Source organism: Catellatospora methionotrophica, assembly GCF_011297335.1.
GTDB lineage: Bacteria > Actinomycetota > Actinomycetes > Mycobacteriales > Micromonosporaceae > Catellatospora > Catellatospora methionotrophica.
Map to the genome: position 1 here is coordinate 336,447 of NZ_JAAOTJ010000001.1, position 18,032 is coordinate 354,478.

At 71.9% G+C, this 18,032-nt stretch carries 16 protein-coding genes; 4 read left to right on the forward strand and 12 right to left on the reverse strand.

The annotated features are described in order from the left end of the window. Positions 1–7 precede the first annotated feature (7 nt). Entirely contained in the window at positions 8–2,305 is a 2,298-nt protein-coding gene (locus tag HAV40_RS01575) for a HelD family protein (RefSeq protein WP_166378227.1), read from the reverse strand. 312 nt (positions 2,306–2,617) lie between these two features. Here HAV40_RS01575 and HAV40_RS01580 point away from each other — a divergent pair, with 312 nt between their 5' ends. After that, positions 2,618–3,127 (forward strand): helix-turn-helix domain-containing protein, encoded by a 510-nt coding sequence (locus HAV40_RS01580; RefSeq protein ID WP_166378229.1) that lies wholly within the window; start codon positions 2,618–2,620, stop codon positions 3,125–3,127. Positions 3,128–3,203: 76 nt separating this feature from the next. On the opposite strand, the gene HAV40_RS01585 is transcribed toward HAV40_RS01580, so the two are convergent. After that, positions 3,204–7,604 carry a S8 family serine peptidase gene (locus HAV40_RS01585; RefSeq protein ID WP_166378231.1) on the reverse strand — a complete coding sequence of 1,467 codons (4,401 nt, stop codon included), beginning with the start codon at positions 7,602–7,604 and terminating at the stop codon, positions 3,204–3,206. A 309-nt stretch (positions 7,605–7,913) separates the two neighbouring features. Here HAV40_RS01585 and HAV40_RS01590 point away from each other — a divergent pair, with 309 nt between their 5' ends. After that, positions 7,914–8,417, forward strand: a complete 504-nt coding sequence (locus HAV40_RS01590) for a winged helix-turn-helix domain-containing protein (RefSeq protein ID WP_166378233.1) — start codon at positions 7,914–7,916, stop codon at positions 8,415–8,417. Between the two features lie 295 nt (positions 8,418–8,712). On the opposite strand, the gene HAV40_RS01595 is transcribed toward HAV40_RS01590, so the two are convergent. The 5 genes from HAV40_RS01595 to HAV40_RS01615 all read right to left on the reverse strand — a co-directional run bounded on the left by HAV40_RS01595 (position 8,713) and on the right by HAV40_RS01615 (position 12,017). Continuing rightward, positions 8,713–10,047: a YibE/F family protein gene (locus tag HAV40_RS01595; protein ID WP_239086267.1), complete on the reverse strand. Its 1,335-nt coding sequence runs from the start codon at positions 10,045–10,047 to the stop codon at positions 8,713–8,715. Between the two features lie 119 nt (positions 10,048–10,166). Continuing rightward, positions 10,167–10,577 (reverse strand): arsenate reductase ArsC, encoded by a 411-nt coding sequence (locus HAV40_RS01600; protein ID WP_166378235.1) that lies wholly within the window; start codon positions 10,575–10,577, stop codon positions 10,167–10,169. Continuing rightward, complete coding sequence (locus HAV40_RS01605) at positions 10,483–11,277, reverse strand: aquaporin (RefSeq protein WP_166378237.1); 795 nt, start codon at positions 11,275–11,277, stop codon at positions 10,483–10,485. The genes HAV40_RS01600 and HAV40_RS01605 overlap by 95 nt, the downstream gene beginning before the upstream one ends. Next, positions 11,277–11,591: an ArsR/SmtB family transcription factor gene (locus HAV40_RS01610; RefSeq protein WP_166378239.1), complete on the reverse strand. Its 315-nt coding sequence runs from the start codon at positions 11,589–11,591 to the stop codon at positions 11,277–11,279. The genes HAV40_RS01605 and HAV40_RS01610 overlap by 1 nt, the downstream gene beginning before the upstream one ends. 72 nt (positions 11,592–11,663) lie before the next feature. After that, positions 11,664–12,017: an ArsR/SmtB family transcription factor gene (locus tag HAV40_RS01615; RefSeq protein WP_166378241.1), complete on the reverse strand. Its 354-nt coding sequence runs from the start codon at positions 12,015–12,017 to the stop codon at positions 11,664–11,666. A 79-nt stretch (positions 12,018–12,096) separates the two neighbouring features. Between HAV40_RS01615 and HAV40_RS01620 the strand changes: the two genes are divergently transcribed. Next, entirely contained in the window at positions 12,097–13,503 is a 1,407-nt protein-coding gene (locus HAV40_RS01620) for an FAD-dependent oxidoreductase (protein ID WP_166378243.1), read from the forward strand. 73 nt (positions 13,504–13,576) lie between these two features. Here HAV40_RS01620 and HAV40_RS01625 read toward each other — a convergent pair whose 3' ends face one another. Genes HAV40_RS01625 through HAV40_RS01635 form a run of 3 tightly spaced genes read right to left on the reverse strand, consistent with a single transcriptional unit; the run spans position 13,577 to position 16,360 of the window. Beyond that, on the reverse strand, positions 13,577–14,272 hold the full coding sequence (locus HAV40_RS01625; protein ID WP_166378245.1) for an NADPH-dependent F420 reductase: 696 nt from the start codon (positions 14,270–14,272) through the stop codon (positions 13,577–13,579). A gap of 17 nt (positions 14,273–14,289) precedes the next feature. Continuing rightward, complete coding sequence (locus HAV40_RS01630) at positions 14,290–15,318, reverse strand: LLM class flavin-dependent oxidoreductase (protein WP_166378247.1); 1,029 nt, start codon at positions 15,316–15,318, stop codon at positions 14,290–14,292. After that, positions 15,311–16,360, reverse strand: coding sequence for an LLM class flavin-dependent oxidoreductase (locus HAV40_RS01635; RefSeq protein WP_166378249.1), 1,050 nt, complete (start codon positions 16,358–16,360; stop codon positions 15,311–15,313). Before HAV40_RS01635 ends, HAV40_RS01630 begins: the two co-directional genes overlap by 8 nt. Before the next feature lie 80 nt (positions 16,361–16,440). Here HAV40_RS01635 and HAV40_RS01640 point away from each other — a divergent pair, with 80 nt between their 5' ends. Then, a complete protein-coding gene (locus HAV40_RS01640; protein ID WP_166378251.1) occupies positions 16,441–16,968 on the forward strand; it encodes a MarR family winged helix-turn-helix transcriptional regulator in 528 nt (175 codons plus the stop codon). Positions 16,969–17,151: 183 nt separating this feature from the next. Here HAV40_RS01640 and HAV40_RS01645 read toward each other — a convergent pair whose 3' ends face one another. Both HAV40_RS01645 and HAV40_RS01650 read right to left on the reverse strand, forming a co-directional pair. After that, entirely contained in the window at positions 17,152–17,547 is a 396-nt protein-coding gene (locus HAV40_RS01645; RefSeq protein WP_166378253.1) for a DUF948 domain-containing protein, read from the reverse strand. Positions 17,548–17,553: 6 nt separating this feature from the next. Further along, on the reverse strand, positions 17,554–17,916 hold the full coding sequence (locus HAV40_RS01650; RefSeq protein WP_166378255.1) for a hypothetical protein: 363 nt from the start codon (positions 17,914–17,916) through the stop codon (positions 17,554–17,556). Positions 17,917–18,032 lie beyond the last annotated feature (116 nt).

Consider the following 18,032-nt stretch of genomic DNA (forward strand, 5'->3'; position numbering starts at 1 on the left):
CGTCACCTCACGGTCGCGCTGGCGGCTCGCTCGCGAGGGCGGCGGGCAGCGGCTCGTGGTGCAGAATCTCCAGGCTCGCGACGGCGCGGGTCAGCACCACGTACAGCCGCTGCTGGCCGCGCGGTTCGGCCGCCACGATCGCGGCGGGCTCCACCACGATCACGTGGTCGTATTCGAGTCCCTTGACCAGCCCCGCGGGCACCACCGTGACGTGGGGCGCGTCGACGGCCGCCGCGATCGCGTCGCTCATGTGGTCGGCCACGACGACCGCGACACTGCCCTCGCCCGGCGCGCGGCGTGCGGCCTCACGGGCCGCGGCGGCCAGTTCCTCGACCTGCCGGACCGACAGGTCTCCCCCGGGCCGGTACGACCGGGTCGGCGCGATGCCCGGGGCGAGCATCCGGGCCGCGAACGCGGCCAGCACCTGCGGCACCCGGTAACCGGTACGCAGGTCGAGGGTCCGCGCGTCGCGCCGGGCGAGCCGCGCCAGCAGCACCCGCCACGTCGCGGCGGCCAGCGGATGGGTCGCCTGGCCGAGGTCGCCGACGATCGTCATCGACGCGTACGCCGCCCGGCGCGCGATCATCCGGCACTCCATCGGCGACAGGTCCTGCGCCTCGTCAAGGATCACGTGCGCGTAGTCGTCCCAGGTGGCGGGCTCGTCGTCGGGTTCGGCGACCGGCAGCGGCTCGGCCAGCACCGGCACGTAACCGTCCTCGCCGTACGGGTCGTACCCGTCGGTCCAGCTCACCACCTGGTGACCCTCGCGCAGGATGATCGCCGCCGCCCAGCGCTGCGCCTGCGCAATCGCGTCGTTGTCGATCGACTGCCCGGCGACGGCCATCGGGGTCGGCAGGCCGGGCGCGTACAGGCTCCAGCCGTCGTGCAGCCCCAGGCTGAGCACGAACGTGTCGACCAGTTGCGGGCCCATGGTCAGCTCCCGCAGCCGCGCCGGCTCGATCCGGGCCGCCGGGGCGGCCGGCGGCTCGCCGAGCAGCTCGTTCAGCTCGTCGAGCAGCGGCACGTCGTCGACCGACCAGTCGCCGCCGTAGGAGGCTGCCAGCGTCTCGGCGGCGTCGCCGAGCACGCCGCGCGACCGGTCGGCGTCGCCGAGCCACGCCAGCACGTCCGCCGGGGTCAGCCGGGGCCACCAGGCGGCCAGGAAGCGCCGGAACTCGGGGCGGTCGCCGACGTCGTCGGTGAACAGGTCCCGTTCCAGGTGCTCGCCGTCGACCACCGCCCACAGCGCCTCCAGCAGCGCCTTGGCGGCCAGCGGGCGGGCGGCGTTGGGCAGCGTGGCGGTGGACGCGGCAAGCGTGCGCACCCGTTCCCGCACCCCGGCCAGTTCGACCGGGCCAAACTTGAGGACCTGGCCCGCGTACACCAGCTTGAACTCCTGCGGCGCGGTCGGCGGGGCCTGCCAGATCAGCTCGCCCAGCACCTCGTCCATCCAGGTGCTGCCCTTGATCTCGGCGACGGCGGCGGGGTCGCGGCGTACGGCGGTCACGCCTTCGACGAGTTCGCCGATGGCGCGCAGGTGGATGCTGTCCTCGCCGAGAGCGGGCAGCACCCGGCTGATGTAGTTGGTGAACACCGTGGACGGGCCGACGACCAGCACCCGGCCGTCGGCGAACCGGCCCCGGTCGGTGTAGAGCAGGTACGCCGCGCGGTGCAGCGCGACCTGGGTCTTGCCGGTGCCCGGCCCGCCGGTGATCAGGGTGACGCCCCGGGCGGGCGCGCGGATCGCCTCGTCCTGCTCGCGCTGGATGGTGGTGACGATGTCGCGCATCTGCGGGCCACGGGCCCGCTGCAGGGCGGCGAGCAGCGAGCCCTCGCCGAGAACGCGCAGGTCGCCGGCGTCGTCCGGGGACAGCAGGTCGTCGTCGAGGTCGACGACCTCGCGGCCGCGGCTGATGATGACGCGGCGGCGTACGACGCCGAGCGGTTCGCCGGGCGTGGCCCGGTAGAACGCCGCGGCGGCGGGCGCGCGCCAGTCGATGAGCAGCGGCTCGCGGTCCTCGTCGCGTACGCCGAGGCGGCCGATGTGGTAGGTCTCGCCGTCGTCGAAGTCGAGCCGCCCGAACACGAGCCCTTCGGCTTCGGCGTCCAGCGCCCGCAGCTTGCCCGCCGCGTGGTGGACCATCGCGTCGCGTTCCACCAGCCCACCTGCGGGCCCGGCGGCGGCGCGCCCGTGTCCGTCGGCGGCCACCATCCGGGCCTGTTCCCGCATGGCCTCGGTGCGGTCGTACACCCGGTCGACGAGCTGCTGTTCGGCGGCGATCTCGGCTGTTCTGGCGTCAGACACAGTGCTCCCAGGCAGTGACGAATGGGGTTGAGTCACGAGCATATGGGCGGCTGCGCGCGCAAAGATCGTCATTCGGGCGGATTCGAAGCGGGTGACACGTCCGTTAGAATGAAAGTGCGGGAGGGACAAGCGAAGGGCTTGCACACCTCCCTTTCGCGTATCCGGTGAAGCGCCCCGGCCCCCGCCAAGAATCATGGCCGTGAATGTTTCCATCATCGCCGCATGCCACTAGGGTCAGGGCACCGATTGAGGATCTTTCGGCCGGTGGCATGGAAATCACACGCAATCATGGAGAACCGGAGGGGCGGGCAGATGCGGGGAATTCCGGTCGCCTCGCTGGTCATCGGCATCGCGTCGTCGCCCGCGCAGCGCCGCCAGCTCGCCCGGACGCTCGGCGGCAGCCCCGCCCTGCTGATCGTGTCGAGCGTCGAGCAGGCCCGCGACTTCCTCGGCGTGGCCGAGCCTGCCCCGACCGCCGTCCCGACCCCGGCCCCGGCCGTGCCGGTGCGCGCTGCGGAGCCCGTGCCGCCGCCACCGGCGGAACTGGCCGTCGACTCCGACCGCCGGTTGCTGCGCTGGCGCGACCGGGAGGTCGGCCTCACCCGGCTGGAGCACGACTTCCTGGTCTGCCTGACCGAGACGCCCGGCCAGGTCTGGACCTACGAGCGGCTGCACCAGGAGGTGTGGGGCAACAAGCACCTCGGCCGCGGCTCCGACATGCACTCGGTGGTACGGCGGGTCCGGCACAAGCTCACCCGGCTGGACGCGCCGGTGACGGTCCTCGCGGTGCGCGGGGTCGGGTTCCGGCTCGCCCCGGTCTGAGCGCGGCCACCCCGGACGCGGCCCGGCCCGCCCGATCGGGGTGATCGGGCGGGCCGGGTCATTCAGCGGTCAGGCGTCAACACTTGATCGGCGACAGCGTGAAGTTCTCCACTGTCGGCGTCGTGACGTTGATCCTCGTCTGACGGGTCTGGGGCTTCCAGCCGTCCTTGGCGACGATCAGCGTCAGCGGGTTGTTGCGCTTGTCCATCCAGTAGGCGTACTTGCCCTGGGCGTCGGTCGCGAACGTCCACGAGTTCGCCCACGAGTCGACCTGGACGACCGCACCCGCGATCGGCGCGCCCGCACCCTGGCAGCTGGTCCCGGTGACGGTGCCCAGCAGCTTGCCCCAGGTCTTCGGAGGCGTCACGTTCATGGTCACCGCGACCGGCGCCACCGTGTACGGCGTGTTCTCCTTGATCGAGACCGAGGCGGTGTAGGTGCCCGGCTGGTCGACGTTGGCCGACATGCCGACCGTGACGACGACCTTCGCGCCCGGCGCCAGCGTGACCGCGGTCTTGTCGACCGTCAGCCAGCTCACGTCGGCCGCGGCCGCGGCACAGCCCTCCAGACCCGGCAGCACCTCGCTGTCGGGCATCGCGCTGAAGTTGCCCGAGGAACCACCGATCTTGTAGAAGCCGCACGCCGCGCCGCCGCGGTACCGGGCGGTGTTGGCGTTGGGCAGGTTGGACCACGAGCCGGTGGCCGGGTCGAACGCGAAGCCCGCGTTGGTGATGGCACCACCCTGCGAGCCGCCGACGACCAGCAGCTTGCCGCTGGCCACCGCGAACGAGCTGGCCCAGCTGTCGACCGGCGCGTCGGCGATCGGCGTCCAGCTGTCAGCGCCGGGGTCGTAGGCGTAACCGGCCTTCTGCGCGGCCGTGCCGTCGTTGCCGCCGGTGCAGTAGACCGTGCCGTCGATCCCGCCGCAGGAGGCGAACGCCACCGACTTCGGGTAGTCGGCCACGGCCGCCCAGGTGTCGGTCGCCGGGTCGTAGCGGACCACGTCGTTCGACATCGGGGTGCAGGCGGCGGTGGTGCAGCCGCCGATGGCGTACAGCTTGCCGTCGGCCACGGCCTGACCGGCCGCGGCGCGCGGCGCGGGGTTGGCGGCCTTCGCCGTCCAGGTGTTGGCGGCCGGGTCGTACGACCAGGTGCCCGCGTCCGGACCGGAGGCACCCCAGCCGCCGGTCGCGATGATCTTCCCGCCGACGACGCCCACGCTCATGGCGTTGCGGGCTCCGGGCAGGTCGGCGATCGCCGTCCAGGTCTGCGCGACCGGGTCGTAGACGTAGTTCTTCGCCGACGAGGCCGTGCCGTTGCCGCCCGCGATCGAGTAGACCTTGCCGTCGAGGACGACGACCCGGTTGTCCATCACGTTGGCCGGGTAGTCGGCGATGTCGGTCCACGGGTCGGCCTGCGGGCCCACCGCGGGCGACGCCGCGTCGGAGGACTTGCCGGACGCCGCGTTCGCGGCGAACGACGTCGGCGCGGTGAGCCGCTGCACCGGAGCCCCGGCACTGCCGAGGATCTGCTGCTTGGTGATCCGCGAACCGTCGGCGCGCAGCAGTTCGAAGCCGCCCTCGCGCTCACCGAACTCGACCTCGACCGGCGCGCCGCCGGTGTTGGTCACGGTGAACGTCCTGGTGGCCGCGCCCGTGGGCATCTGCACCGTGGCGCTGACCGCGGTCGGCGCCACCTTGAGCCGGCCCGCCGCGAGCACGAAGTTCGCCGCGGTCGCCCAGTCGGGCTGTACGCCGACCTGCTTGGTCTGGCTGACGTAGTTGCCCGCCGAGGCGGTGAACGGGATCGTGCCGGTCAGCGACGAGAACAGCCAGTAGAAGCCGTCGGCCAGTTCCGGGTCGTCCGGGGTGGCCGTGGTGACGGCCTTCTCGGCCGGCCTGGAGCCGCTGGTGACGGTCGCGCCGTTGATGTAGCTGTCGTCGTTCTTGTCGCGGACGTTGCCGACGACCAGGCCGCCGTCGGTCGGAGCGCAGGTGACCTGGCTGCCGATCAGCACGTTGTCGACCGACCACCACCACTCGTACGACGCGTCGTAGTAGTGGAAGCGGACCTGCACCTGCGCCTTGCCCGCGGCCTGCGGGATCGCGATCTCGGTGGTGCGCGGACCGCGGAAGTCCGCCGCCTGCCGGAGCACGTTCGTCCAGGTCGCGCCGTTGTCGATGCTCAGGTCGACGTCGGCCCGGTCCGAGCCCAGCTGGTTGAAGTCCTGGTTGAACCGGATGACCGGAGCGGTGACGGCCGTCAGGTTGACCACGGGGCTGATCAGCGAGGAGTCCTGCGCCCCGCCGAGCCCGTAGTCATCGCTGTCGATGATGGCGAAGCCGCCGCTGCCACCGGTCAGGTTGCCCCGGTTGCCGTCGTCGGTGAACTTCCAGACCTGGCCCTTGCCCGCGTTGTCCACCACGGACCAGCCGGACGGGACGGTCGTGCCGTCGAAGGTCTCGTACTCGCCGTCCGAGCCGTAGCCGTAACCGGGAGCCGTGGTGCACTTGGTCGCGTCGACCGGCACCGCGACGTTCGCGGTGACGTTGCCCGAACCCACGACGACCTGCTTGGTGACGGTCTGGTAACCGGGGTACAGCGTCTCGACCTTCAGGTTGTACGTCGCACCCGCCGGCACCTTGACCGTGTAGCGGCCGTTGACCGGGGTGGTGTGGTCGTAGACGCCCGACTGGCCCTCGACGGTGACCTTCGCGTACAGCGGCCAGCCGTGCCCGGAGCCGTCGGTCACCGAACCGCTGACGTTGACGCTGGGGACAGGGCTCAGCGCGACGTCGACGGTGGTGGTCGCGCCGTCGGCGACGGTCGCCGCCCGCGTCACGCCGGAGTACCCGAACTGCGCGAACGCCACCTGGTAGTCCCCGACCGGGAGCAGGGTGGAGTACGTGCCGTTCGCCCCGGTGGTGACCTCGCGGTCGACCGAGCCGGTGATGGTCACCGTGACGCCGGCCAGCGGGCTGCCGGTCGTGGCGTCGGTGACGGTGCCCGCCAGGGTGCCGGTGTCGCCGATCGGGGCCGAGTTGAGCAGCACCAGCGCGTCCAGGCGACCCTCGCCGTAGACGTTGTTGTCGGCGGCGGTGCCGCCGCACTGGCTGTCGGCCTTGTCGATCGCCGCGCCGTTGAGCAGCGTACGGGTCGCGTCGATGTCACCGACCAGCGCCGGAGCCGCCGACCACAGCAGCGCGATCGCGCCCGCGAGGTGCGGGGCCGCCATCGAGGTGCCGCTGAAGCTGGCGTATCCGTCACCCGGCACGCTCGACCGCACGTTCACGCCGGGCGCGGAGATGTTCGGCTTGATCTCCCCGCCCTGCCCGGTGCCGCGCGAGGAGAAGCCCGCGATGTTGTTGTTGACGTCGTACGCGCCGGTCGAGTAGTTGCTGATCCGGCTGCCCGGCGAGCCGCTGGTCTGGCACGCCGAACCGTTGTTGCCGTTCGACCACGTGCCGAAGATGCCGGACGCGGCCCAGGCCAGCGTCACGTCCTCCATGAACGGGTCGTTGGACGGCAGCTCGGTGCCCCACGAGTTGTTGATGATGTTGGGGCGCTTGGCGGCGTTGGGGTTCTGGCCGTTGAGGTCCGTCGGCTCCAGCATCCACTCGCCGGAGGTGATCAGCGCGGCGTCGCTGGGGCAGCAGCCGTTCGCGGCGATCCACCTGACGCCGGGGGCGACGCCGATCTGGTTCGCGCCGTCGGAGCCCGCCATGGTGCCCATGGTGTGCGTGCCGTGGCCGTCGTCGTCGCAGGGCGCGGTCGCGCAGGCGCCGGCGGCGTCGAACCAGTTGTAGTTGTGGTCGAACGTGCCGTCGCCGTTGTTGCCCCGGTAGGAGGCGACCAGCGCCGGGTGGTCGAACTGGACCCCGGTGTCGATGTTGGCGATGGTGATGCCCTCGCCCTTGACGCCGTACTGGGACCAGACGTCATCGGCGTTGATGTTGGCGATGCCCCACTCCAGGGCGTTGACCGTCTGCTCGTCGGTGCCCTGGGTCGTCTCGGGCACCTGGTAGACGATCGGCGCGTAGAGGCCCTCGACCTCGGCGTGGGCGGCGAACTTCTGCACCGTGGCCAGCGAGCCGCCGGACACCTTGATCGCGTTGGACGCCCAGAACGTCTCGTACTTCAGGCCCGCGGCGTCGAGCTCGTCGCGCACCTTGGCCTGGCTCTGCTCGGCGGTCTTGCGCAGGGCGTCGGCGACGGCGGTGCCGCGCTGCGCCCAGTCCTTGATGTCCTTGGCCTTGCTGAGATCGGCCCGGTCCGTGAACCGGATCCAGAAGTCGCTCTCGCTCTTGGCCTGGAGCTGTTTGGCGAGCTCCGGTCGTATCTTGTCCGCTGCGGCGGTCCCCGGCGCGGCGAGCGCGGCCGAGCCCGTGGCCGCCACCCCCGTCACGGCGAGGATCATCGCCGCTGCGGCGCCGACCAGTGATCTGGCCGAGCGCCGCTGTGGTGGACGTCTGAACATCGGTGCTACCTCCCTCAGAACGACCCAGAGTGAAACAGGCCATGGTGAGGGTGCAGGGGGTAGCGCCGCGACGTTGCGAACCGGCGAACCACCTCCATGCCCACCAACAAAACCGCGCGGGTCACGCCGGTTGCCCGTTTGGACACTATGATCGAGCAGAAAGGACGATCAATAACCTGACGTGAGCAACTTGTCGCTAACGGTTGCCAGGCAAGCGACGCGCTTGCCCATCACTGTCAGGACCATGACGAGAGTGGGCGACGAGCCCACCGATGCCGGGCGGTTACGGTGACCGAGGACGACGAACGAATGGCAACGGGGTCCGATCAGGACGGTGGGCCGTTCCCGCTGCTGATCGCGGTCGCACCCTCCCCTGACGAGCGGATCCGGCTCGCCGAGCGCCTGGACGGCATCGCCCCGCTGCTGCTGGTGGCCGACCTGGACGAGCTGCGGCGGCTGATCGCCCCCGTGCAGCAGCGGGCCGAGGCGTCCGCCGCCGCTGACGCGTCCCTGGTCATCGACGCGGCCCGGTCCACGGCCCGCTGCCGCAACCGCGAGATCGACCTGACCCGCCTGGAACTCGACCTGCTGACCTGCCTTACCACCGAGCCGGTCCGGGTCTGGAGCTACGCCGAACTGCACCGCACGGTATGGCGTGACGCGGCGCTGGACGGCAAGTCCGACGTGCAGTCCGTGGTCAAGCGCCTGCGGCACAAGCTGCGCCAGCTCGGCACCGGCGCCACCATCGACGCGGTACGCGGCATCGGCCTGCGCCTGACCGACCGGCGGCAACCCCGGATCGGCCGTGCCTGATTCCTGCCCGAATTGAGCAGCCACACCGAAGCGCTCGACCCCACAGACGCTTCCTGAGCCGTTCTCAGCTCTTCACTTCGCCGTCGGAATACCGACATGCACCCACCGCACACCCGCGTCAACGCCAGCGGCGCCTCCCGCGCCGGCATCCAGCCGGACCACCCACCCCTGCCGCAACTCTTAAAGACTCGCGGCCTCGCTGCGGTCGGGATGCCGCGACTCTTTAAGAGTTGCGGCAGAGGGGGCGGGCGGGCGCGTCGGCCTGGTGAAGGTGGTCGGCCGGGTGGCTGGGCGGTCAGGCGTGGTCGTGTCCGGTCGGGGATGGGTGCCGGGGGGTGGTCTGCTCCGGTGGTAGTCCCCAGGCCTGCTCCAGCGCGTCTGCTGGGCGCGGGCGGGACCGGCGCGGCGGGGTGACCTTTCCGGTGGTGCCATGGCTGACCATGGCCGCCAGGGCGGTGGTGATCGGCACGGCGGAGATGAGCCCGATGGTGCCGACCACCGAGCGTACGATCTCCTGCGCCAGGAACTCGTTGGTCAGCATCTCCCCCAGCGGCGCTCCGCCCGCGGTGAGCAGCAGCAGGGTCGGCAGCGACGCACCGGCGTACGCCAGCACGATGGTGTTGATGACCGAGGTGATGTGCGCGCGGCCGACCCGCGACGCCGCCCGGTACAGGCCCCCGAAGCCCAGGTTCGGGTTCGCGCTGGCCAGTTCGGCGACCGTGTAGGCCTGGGTGACGGTGACGTCGTCGAGCACGCCGAGCGCGCCGATGAGGATGCCCGCCAGCAGCAGCCCCGGCATGTTGATGTCGGCGTTGACGAACGTGACGTACAGCGACTCCTCGCTGGCCATACCGGTCAGGTGCAGCAGCGACACCGACAGCGCGGACAGCCCGCCGGTCAGCGCCAGCGCGATCAGCGTGCCCAGTACGGCCATCGATGTGGGCGCGTTGAAGCCGTGCGTCAGGTAGAGCACCACCAGCATGATCGCCGCCGAGCCGACGATCGCGACCAGCAGCGGCGAGCTGCCCTCCAGGATCGCGGGCACGACGAACATCAGCAGCACGGCGAACGTGAACGCCAGCCCGGCCAGCGCCCACACACCGCGCCAGCGCCCGAACGCGATCACCGCGCCGACGAACGCCAGCACCAGCGCCCAGAGCCCGTCGGTGCGGTCGTGGTCGGCGATGTCGTACGTGATCACGCCCGACCCGTCGAACGACTCCGTCTCCATCACCACGACCTTGTCGCCCGCCTCGACCTCGGGCGCGCCCGGCCCGGACGGGATCGTGGTGGTGACCGCCTTGCCGTCGGCGAGCCGTACGACGACCTCGCCGCACACCGGTGGCGCGGTCTGCTCGGGGGTCTGCACCGGCGGCTCGGCGGCGTCGGCGCAGTCGATGACCTTCACGGACGCCACGACGCCGTCGTGGTTGACCGCACCGGTCCACGGTTCGGCCTTGAGGTCGCCGGGCCACAGCAGGATCAGGCCGAGCAGTGTGACCACGGCGGCGGGGATCAGCGCGGCCAGGGTCAGCCGGGTGGCTCGCCGCGACACCGGGACCGGGCCGTGCGCGTGGGCGTGGGAGTGCTCGGCGTGCTCACCGGCGGCGTCGAGGTCGTGGGGGGTCACCGGATGCTCCTCGGCGTGGGGTCGACGTCGTGGCACCCGGGGCGTGGCGCGATGGCGTCGCTGTCAGCGTCCGGCGAAGTGTAATCGCTGCTCCCGCCACCGCTTGCGGCCCGGGCCGGTCAGCCGGCGGGGCGGAGCTCGGCGACCAGTGCCCGGACCCGGTCGCCGATCTCGTCGCGGATCAGGCGGACGGCTGCGATGTCCTGTCCGGCGGGGTCGTCGAGTTTCCAGTCCTCGTGGCGCTGGCCGGGGAAGTAGGGGCAGACGTCGCCGCAGCCCATCGTGATCACCACGGTGGAGGCCGCCGCGTCCTGCGGGGTCACGATCTTCGGCGCCTGCCCGGTGATGTCGATGCCGACCTCGCGCATCGCCTCGACGGCGACGGGATTGACCTGGTCGGCGGGCGCCGACCCGGCGGAGCGAACCTCGACGGCGTCACCGGCGAGGTGTCTCAGCCACCCGGCCGCCATCTGGGATCGGCCCGCGTTGTGCACGCACACGAACAGGACGCTGGGTGTCGGGTCGGTCATCACGGTTCTCCTCGAAAGGGTTCGCGGCGAGCGGGTAGAGGGCGAGCACCAGCGCGACGCCGATCAGCGCTCCGGCGAGCTGCGCCGTCACGAACGCGGGCACGCTGGCCGGGGCGATCCCGGCGAAGGACTCGGTGAAGGCGCGGCCGATGGTGACGGCGGGGTTGGCGAAGCTGGTGGAACTGGTGAACCAGTAGGCGGCCCCGATGTACGCCGCGACCGTGGGCGCGGCGAGGGCGGTGCGGCCGGTGCGCACCAGCGCGAAGACGAGCAGCAGCAGCCCGGCCGTGGCGACGGTCTCGCCGAGCCACAGCCGGGGCCCGGTCCGGACCGTCGCGGACAGGCCCTGGGCGACCCCGAACATCGCGTTGGCCAGCACCGCGCCGCAGATCGCCCCGAGCGTCTGCGCCACGACGTACCCGGTGGCGTCCCTGCCCGGCAGTCCCGCGCCATCCCGGCGGCCCAACCACCACGCCGCGACTGTGACCACCGGGTTGAAATGGGCGCCCGACAGCGGGCCGAGGATCACGATCAGCACCGCCAGGGCGAACACGGTCGCCGTGGAGTTCTCCAGCAACTGCAGGCCCATGTCGTACGGGGACAGCCGGGTCGCCGCCATCCCGGATCCGGCGACGGCGGTCACCAGCAGCGTGGTGCCGAGACATTCGGCTAGCAGCCGTCGGGGAAGCGGAGCGGCCATCAGCACTCCCGGCGGTCGCCGGAGGTGGCCCGCGCCCGCGCGGCAAGCACGCTCAGGTGTGCGGCGGCGGCATCGAGGACGTCGGGGTCGAGGTGGTAGTAGGTGTAGCGGCCGTGCGGTTCGGCCCTGACCACCCCGGCGTGACGCAGCACGCGCAGGTGGTTGGAGATGTTGGGCTGCGTCAGGCCCAGGTCCTCGACGAGATGGCAGGTGCAGGCGGGACCTGCGGCGAGCACGTCGACGATGGCGGCGCGTGCCGGATCGGCCAGCAGCCGCACCACCTCCGAGGCATCACCGGGAACTGATATCACCACCCGCTTATGAGACAGGGCGGGACGTCAGCGCCGCAAGTTCGCAGACATGAACATCCGGTGCCGGGCTGACCGTCAGTCGGCCGGCGTGACGTCCAGGACAGCCGACAGGGCCGCCAGCCGCGAGCGGTTGGCCCGGTACCAGACCCACGTGCCGCGGCGGTCCGACTCGACCAGACCTGCTTCACGCAGCACCTTCAGGTGATGCGAGATGGTGGGCCCGGTCAGCTCGAAGGCCGGGGTGAGGTCGCAGACGCAGATCTCCCCCGCCGCCGCCGAGGTGATCATCGACAGCAGCTGCAACCGCACCGGGTCACCCATGGCCTTGAACGCGGCGGCGACATCCGCGGCGGCGTCCGCCGGAACGGCAGCGGTGGCCAGGGGCGCGCAGCACACCTCGGCATCGAGCACGGTCAGCTGCTTGGGCATACGTCTAGGTTGACAGGTTTCGAAGCAGGCGGCAACGTGCTGAGTTGACAGATGTCTAAGTAGGCGGCAACCTGGAACCATGATTAGAGAATCTTCTAAGCAAGCAGGCCAGAGTCACCTTCCCGTCGTGGTGGTCGGCGCGGGGCCCGTCGGCCTCGCCGCCGCCGCCCACCTGGCTGAGCGCGGCCTCGACTTCCTGGTCCTGGAGGCCGGCGACGGCCCGGCCGCGGCCATGGCCGGCTGGGGGCATGTGCGGCTGTTCAGCCCCTGGCGGTTCAACCTCGACCAGGCGGCCCGCCGGCTGCTGGAGGCCGACGGCTGGACCGCGCCGGACCTGGCCGACCTGCCGCTGGGCGCGCAGATCGTGACCGGCTACCTGGAACCGCTCACCGCACTGCCCGCGCTGGCGGGCCGCGTGCGATACGGCGCGAAGGTGGTCGCGATCAGCCGCGACGGCGTCGACCGGATCCGCACCGACGGCCGGGAGCACACCCCGTTCCTGATCCGCCTGGCCACGGGCGAGGAACTCACCGCACGAGCCGTCGTCGACGCCTCCGGCACCTGGCCCACCCCGAACGTCCTGGGCGGCTCCGGCCTGCCCGCCCACGGCGAGCCCCAGGCAGCGGCATACCTCGACAGCGCGCTGCCCGACGTGCTGGGCGCCGACCGCGACCGCTTCGCCGGGCGACACACCCTGGTCGTCGGCGCTGGCCACTCCGCCGCCAACACGCTGCTCGCCCTGGCACAACTCGCGGCGCAGGCGCCAGGCACCGCGGTGAGCTGGGCGATCCGCACCGGCGCGGCGACCCGCACCTACGGCGGCGGCGACGCCGACGCCCTGCCCGCGCGCGGCGCGCTCGGGTCCCGCGTACGGGCGCTGGTCGACTCCGGTGTGATCACGCTGCACGCCGGGTTCTCGGTGCGGTCGGTCAGTGTGGACGGCGGCCGGGTGACGGTGACCGCCCGCAGCGGCGAGCGCGTCACCGCCGACCGGATCGTGGCGGCCACCGGCTTTCGGCCCGACCACACGATCGCCTCCGAGCTGCGGCTCGACCTCGACCCCGTGCTCGGCTCGACCCGCGCGCTCGCGCCGCTGATCGACCCGAACCGGCACTCCTGCGGCACCGTGCCACCGCACGGCGTCGACGAGCTCACCCATCCCGAACCCGGCTACTTCACCGTCGGCGCGAAGTCGTACGGACGCGCGCCGACGTTCCTCATGGCCACCGGGTACGAGCAGGTCCGCTCGGTGGTCGCCGCTCTGGCCGGAGACTGGGCCGCCGCCCGCGACGTGCGACTGGAACTGCCCGAGACCGGGGTGTGCTCCAGCAGCGCCGCGCTGAGCGCCGACGACGCCGCGTGCTGCGGCACGCCCGCATCGGCTGCGGAAGGTCCGCGCGGCCTGTCCACCGGAATCGCGGGCGACCTGCTGACCCTGCCGGTGGTGCGGGCGGCCACGGCAGCGACCGGCGGATGCTGCGGCTGATAACGCAGGCGGCCACGCCGGAACCCGCGACGCAGCCGCACCCGCGTCGCCCCACCGCGCGGCACGGCTGAGCTCACTCCGGGCCGCGCGCCTGGGCGACGACCCGACCTCGCTCGGACTGCGGGAAGCGGTCGAGCCGGGCGCGGACCTCGGCGGCGTCGACGTCCGCGCCGAACAGCTCCGTGCCGGGTTCGAAGCTGACGCCCCGCGCCAGTGGCCCGGCGAGGACCGGGTCGAAGCCGAGCGCGTCGACCAGCGCGGCGACCTCCGCCACGTCGGCGGGGTCGTCGCCCGCTATCGCGACCGCCGTACGCCCCGCCGCCCCGGCGGGGCGGGCCTGCTCCTCGATGTCGTGGTAGCCGACGTGGTTGAACGCCTTCACCACCCGTGCCCCGGCCAGGTGCGCCTGGACGGTCTCGCTGGAGGAGGTGCGCGGGTCGGTGAGGTCGTCGCGGCTGCCGTCGACCTCCCACCAGTAGTTCATCGCGTCGACGACGAGCCTGCCGCGCAACGTGTCCGCGTCGAGGCTGCGATACCTGCCCAGCGGCAGGGCGAGCACGACGATGTCCGCGCGGGCTGCCGCGTCGGCGGCCGTGGTCGCGACCGCGCCGGGGGTCAGCACCTCCACCGTCAGCGCGATCTTCGCCGGGTCGCCGGAACCGGCGATGAGCACCCGGTATCCGGCGGCCACGGCGAGCCGCCCGAGCACGGTGCCCAGTTTGCCCGCGCCGAGGATGGCGAGGGTCAAGTGACCGTCCGAGCCGTTCACGTGATCTCCTTCGGGGTTCAGGCGAGCAGGTCGCGGACCATGGGGACGACCTTCGCGCCGTACAGCTCGACGGCGCGCAGGCGGGCGCTGACCGGCTGCGCGCCGGCGGTGTAGATCAGGTCGAACCGGCCCACGCCGAGCGCGCCGACGGTACGGACGATCTTGCGGGCGACGGTCTCCGGTGAGCCGATGTAGAGCGAGCCGTGCTCGACCTCGCTGTCGAACTCGGCGCGCCGGATCGGCGGCCAGCCGCGCAGCGCGCCGATCCGGTCGCGGATGACCCGGTAGTGCGGCCAGAAGATCTCTTTGGCCTGCTCGTCGGTGTCGGCGACGAAACCGGGCGAGTGCATGCCGACCGGGTGCGCGGTGGTGCCGTGCTGCTCGGCGGCGCGCCGGTAGAGGTCGATGTAGGGGGCGAACCGGCTGGGCTGCCCGCCGATGACGGCGAGCATGAGCGGCAGGCCGTAGCGGGCCGTGCGCACCACCGACTGCGGGGAGCCGCCGACCCCGACCCAGGTTTTCAGGCGGCCCGCGTCGGTCTTCGGGAACACGTCGGCGTCGCGCAGCGGAGGGCGTACGGTCCCGCTCCAGGTGACCGGCCGCTCGTCGAGCAGCTTCACGAACAGGTCGATCTTCTCCTCGAACAGCACGTCGTAGTCGGCCAGGTCGTAGCCGAACAGCGGGAACGACTCGGTGAACGAGCCCCGGCCGAGGATGACCTCGGCGCGGCCCTGCGACAGCGCGTCGACGGTGGCGAAGCGCTGGAACACCCGGACCGGGTCGTCGGAGCTGAGCACGGTCACCCCGGAGCCGAGCCGGATGCGCGAGGTGCGGGTCGCGATTCCGGCCAGCACGGTCTCGGGCGTCGAGACGGAGTACTCCGGGCGGTGGTGCTCGCCGACGGCGAAGGCGTCGACGCCGAGGTCGTCGGCGAGCACCGCCTCCTCGACGACCTGCCGGATCGCGGCGGCGTACGACACCGGGCGGCCGTGGTCGTCGTCGGGCACGTCACCGAAGGTGTCGAGGCCGAACACGAGGTCAGACATGGCTGGGCTCCCTACTGAGCAGTTCGCGCACCCGCGGGGCGACCTCGCGGCCGAACAGCTCGATGCTGCGAGCGCGGGCCTGCCGGGGCAGGCGCATGATGTCGTACTTGAGGTCGAAGCGGCTGATCCGCAGGTCACGGACCATCGTGGCGATCTTTCGGGCGACCGTCTCGGGCGAACCGACGAACAGCGCACCGCCGTCGATCTCGGCCTCGTAGCGTTCGCGGGACGGGCTGTAGAAGCCGCGTTCGCGGGCGAGTTCGGCCACGACCGGCTGCCAGTGCCGCCACCAGGTCTCCACGGCTTCGGTGTCGGTGTCGGCGACCAGGCCGAGCGAGTGCTGCCCGATCGGCAGCGGCGGGTGCCCGAACTGTTCGAGGGCGCGCCGGTAGAGCGCCACGTTGCCGGCGAAGCGCTGCGGCCGGCCGCCGATGATCGCCATCATGAGCGGCAGCCCGTAGCGGGCGGCGCGCAGCACCGAGTTCGGGCTGCCGCCCACCCCGATCCAGGTCGGGATGCCGCCCTCGGGCATGCGCGGGTGCAGCCGCTGGGCGGTGAGCGGGCTGCGTACGGTGCCCGACCAGGTGACCGTGTCCTGGCGCTGGAGCCGCATGAACAGGTCGAGCTTCTCCTCGAACAGGCGCTCGTAGTCGGCCAGGTCGTAGCCGAACAGCGGGAACGACTCCGTCGCCGAGGCACGGCCGAGGACGAGCTGGGCCCGCCCGCCGGACACCGCGTCGAGGGTCGAGAACTCGTGGTAGAGGCGTACGGGGTCGTTGGTGCTGAGCACGGTGACCGAGGTGCCGAGCCGGGTCCGCTCGGTGGCCTTGGCGATCGCGGCGAGCAGCACGGGCGTCGCCGAGTCGGTGAAGCCGTCGCGGTAGTGCTCGCCGACGCTGAACACGTCCAGCCCGACGGCGTCGGCGAGCTGTGCCTCCTCGACGATCAGCCGTACGGTCTCGGCGTCGCTGAGCACCCGGTCGCCGTCGGTGGCCACCTCGCCGAACGAGTTGAGGCCCAGCTGGAAGCCCTCGGTGGTCATGATCTCCCCCTCACTGCGGGCCACTGATTGACATGTCAATTAGTAGCTCCGGTATGATTGACATGTCAATCGGAGGCGGGATGACCCAGAACACACCACGGCCGCGCCGGACCCGGCAGCTGCCGACCACCGAGCAGCTGCGGATCTGGCGCGACTTCATCGAGACGGCCGACGCGCTGCGGGCCGAGCTGACCGCACGGCTGCAGAGCGAGTCGTCGCTGTCGTCGGGCGACTACGCGGTGCTGCTCGCGCTCAGCGAGGCCGAGGGGCAGCGGATGCGCTCGTCCGAGCTAGCGGCCCACATCGACTGGGAGCGCAGTCGTCTGTCGCATCACCTGGGGCGGATGGAGCGGCGCGAGCTGATCCGCCGCGAGGAGTGCGCCGCCGACAGCCGGGGCGCGGAGATCGTGCTGACACCGACCGGCCTGCAGGCGTTCCGCGCCTCGACCGTGCCGCACCTGCGCGCCATCCGCGAGCTGTTCGTGGACCCGCTCACCGAGCAGGAGCTGATCGCGGCCGGCGACCTGGCCACGACACTGCGAGCACAACTCGGCACGGTGGGCCGGAGGCGAAACCCGACCACCCCGCCGACGACAACCCGAACCTGACCGCCCGAGCAGAGCTGACCCGACCCGACCCCCATGAATAGACGCTGGCCTATCTCATCGAGAATTCGTAGATCGAACTCGATGAGATAGGCCAGCGTCTATGTTGGAAGGGCCGAGGGGGCGAGCTGCCCACGTGGGGGCGTGGGGGGCCGGGCCCGTACGCCGGGCCCGGCCGTCACGTCGTCACCGGTTGTTGCGTGCCGCGAGCGCGCGGCGGATGCCGAACGCCAGGGTCGCGGCCTTGCCGATCGGCGAGTTCGACGCTCCGGTCACCGCGGTGGCGACCTTGGCGACGTTCGCCGCGGCGGCCGACAGCGGACCGGTCACCGCGTCGACGCGTACCAGCTGCAGGTTGATGCCGTCCAAGGTGGTCTGCACCTGGCCCACGGTGGTGTTGACCTCGCCCACCGTCTGGTTGACGTTGTCCAGCAGCGGACCGGTCTTCGCGGTCACCTCGCGGATCATGTCGGTGGTCGCGTCGACCGTGCGGCGCAGCCGCAGGATCGGCACGGCGAGCACCAGCACGAGCATCGCGAAGGCTCCCGAGGCGATCAGCGCCGCGATCTCCGTACCCGACATCGGCGGTTACTTCTTCGACCCGGCCGCGCTGCGGCCCAGCAGCCAGCCGACCAGGAACACCGCGCCGACGGCGGCCCACGAGGCGGGGTTGCGGCGGATGCTGTCGAGCACGTCGCGGCCCGCGGCCTCCCACTCGTCGGCCGTACGCGGCAGCTTGTCGTTGACCGCCGTGATCGCCTCGGCCGCCGCGTCCTTGGCCGCCACCGCGGTGTGGGCGACGTTGGCCTTGAGCTCGCCCGCACCGGCGGCCAGGGCGTGTCCGGTGTCGATCGCGGCCTGCTTGGCCTCGGCGGCCTTCTCGGCGACGACGGCGGAGGCCGTGCTCAGCGCGTCCTGCGCACTGGCGACGGCGTCATCCTTGCTCGGCATGGTCATCTCCCCTTGATGGTGTGGTGTTGGCAGGCCGATACCCGTCCGGCGACCGCTTATGCGGCTCCGGTCGCTCCGTCACGGCGGCCGCGCCGGAGCGGAAGTTAGCGCGGGTG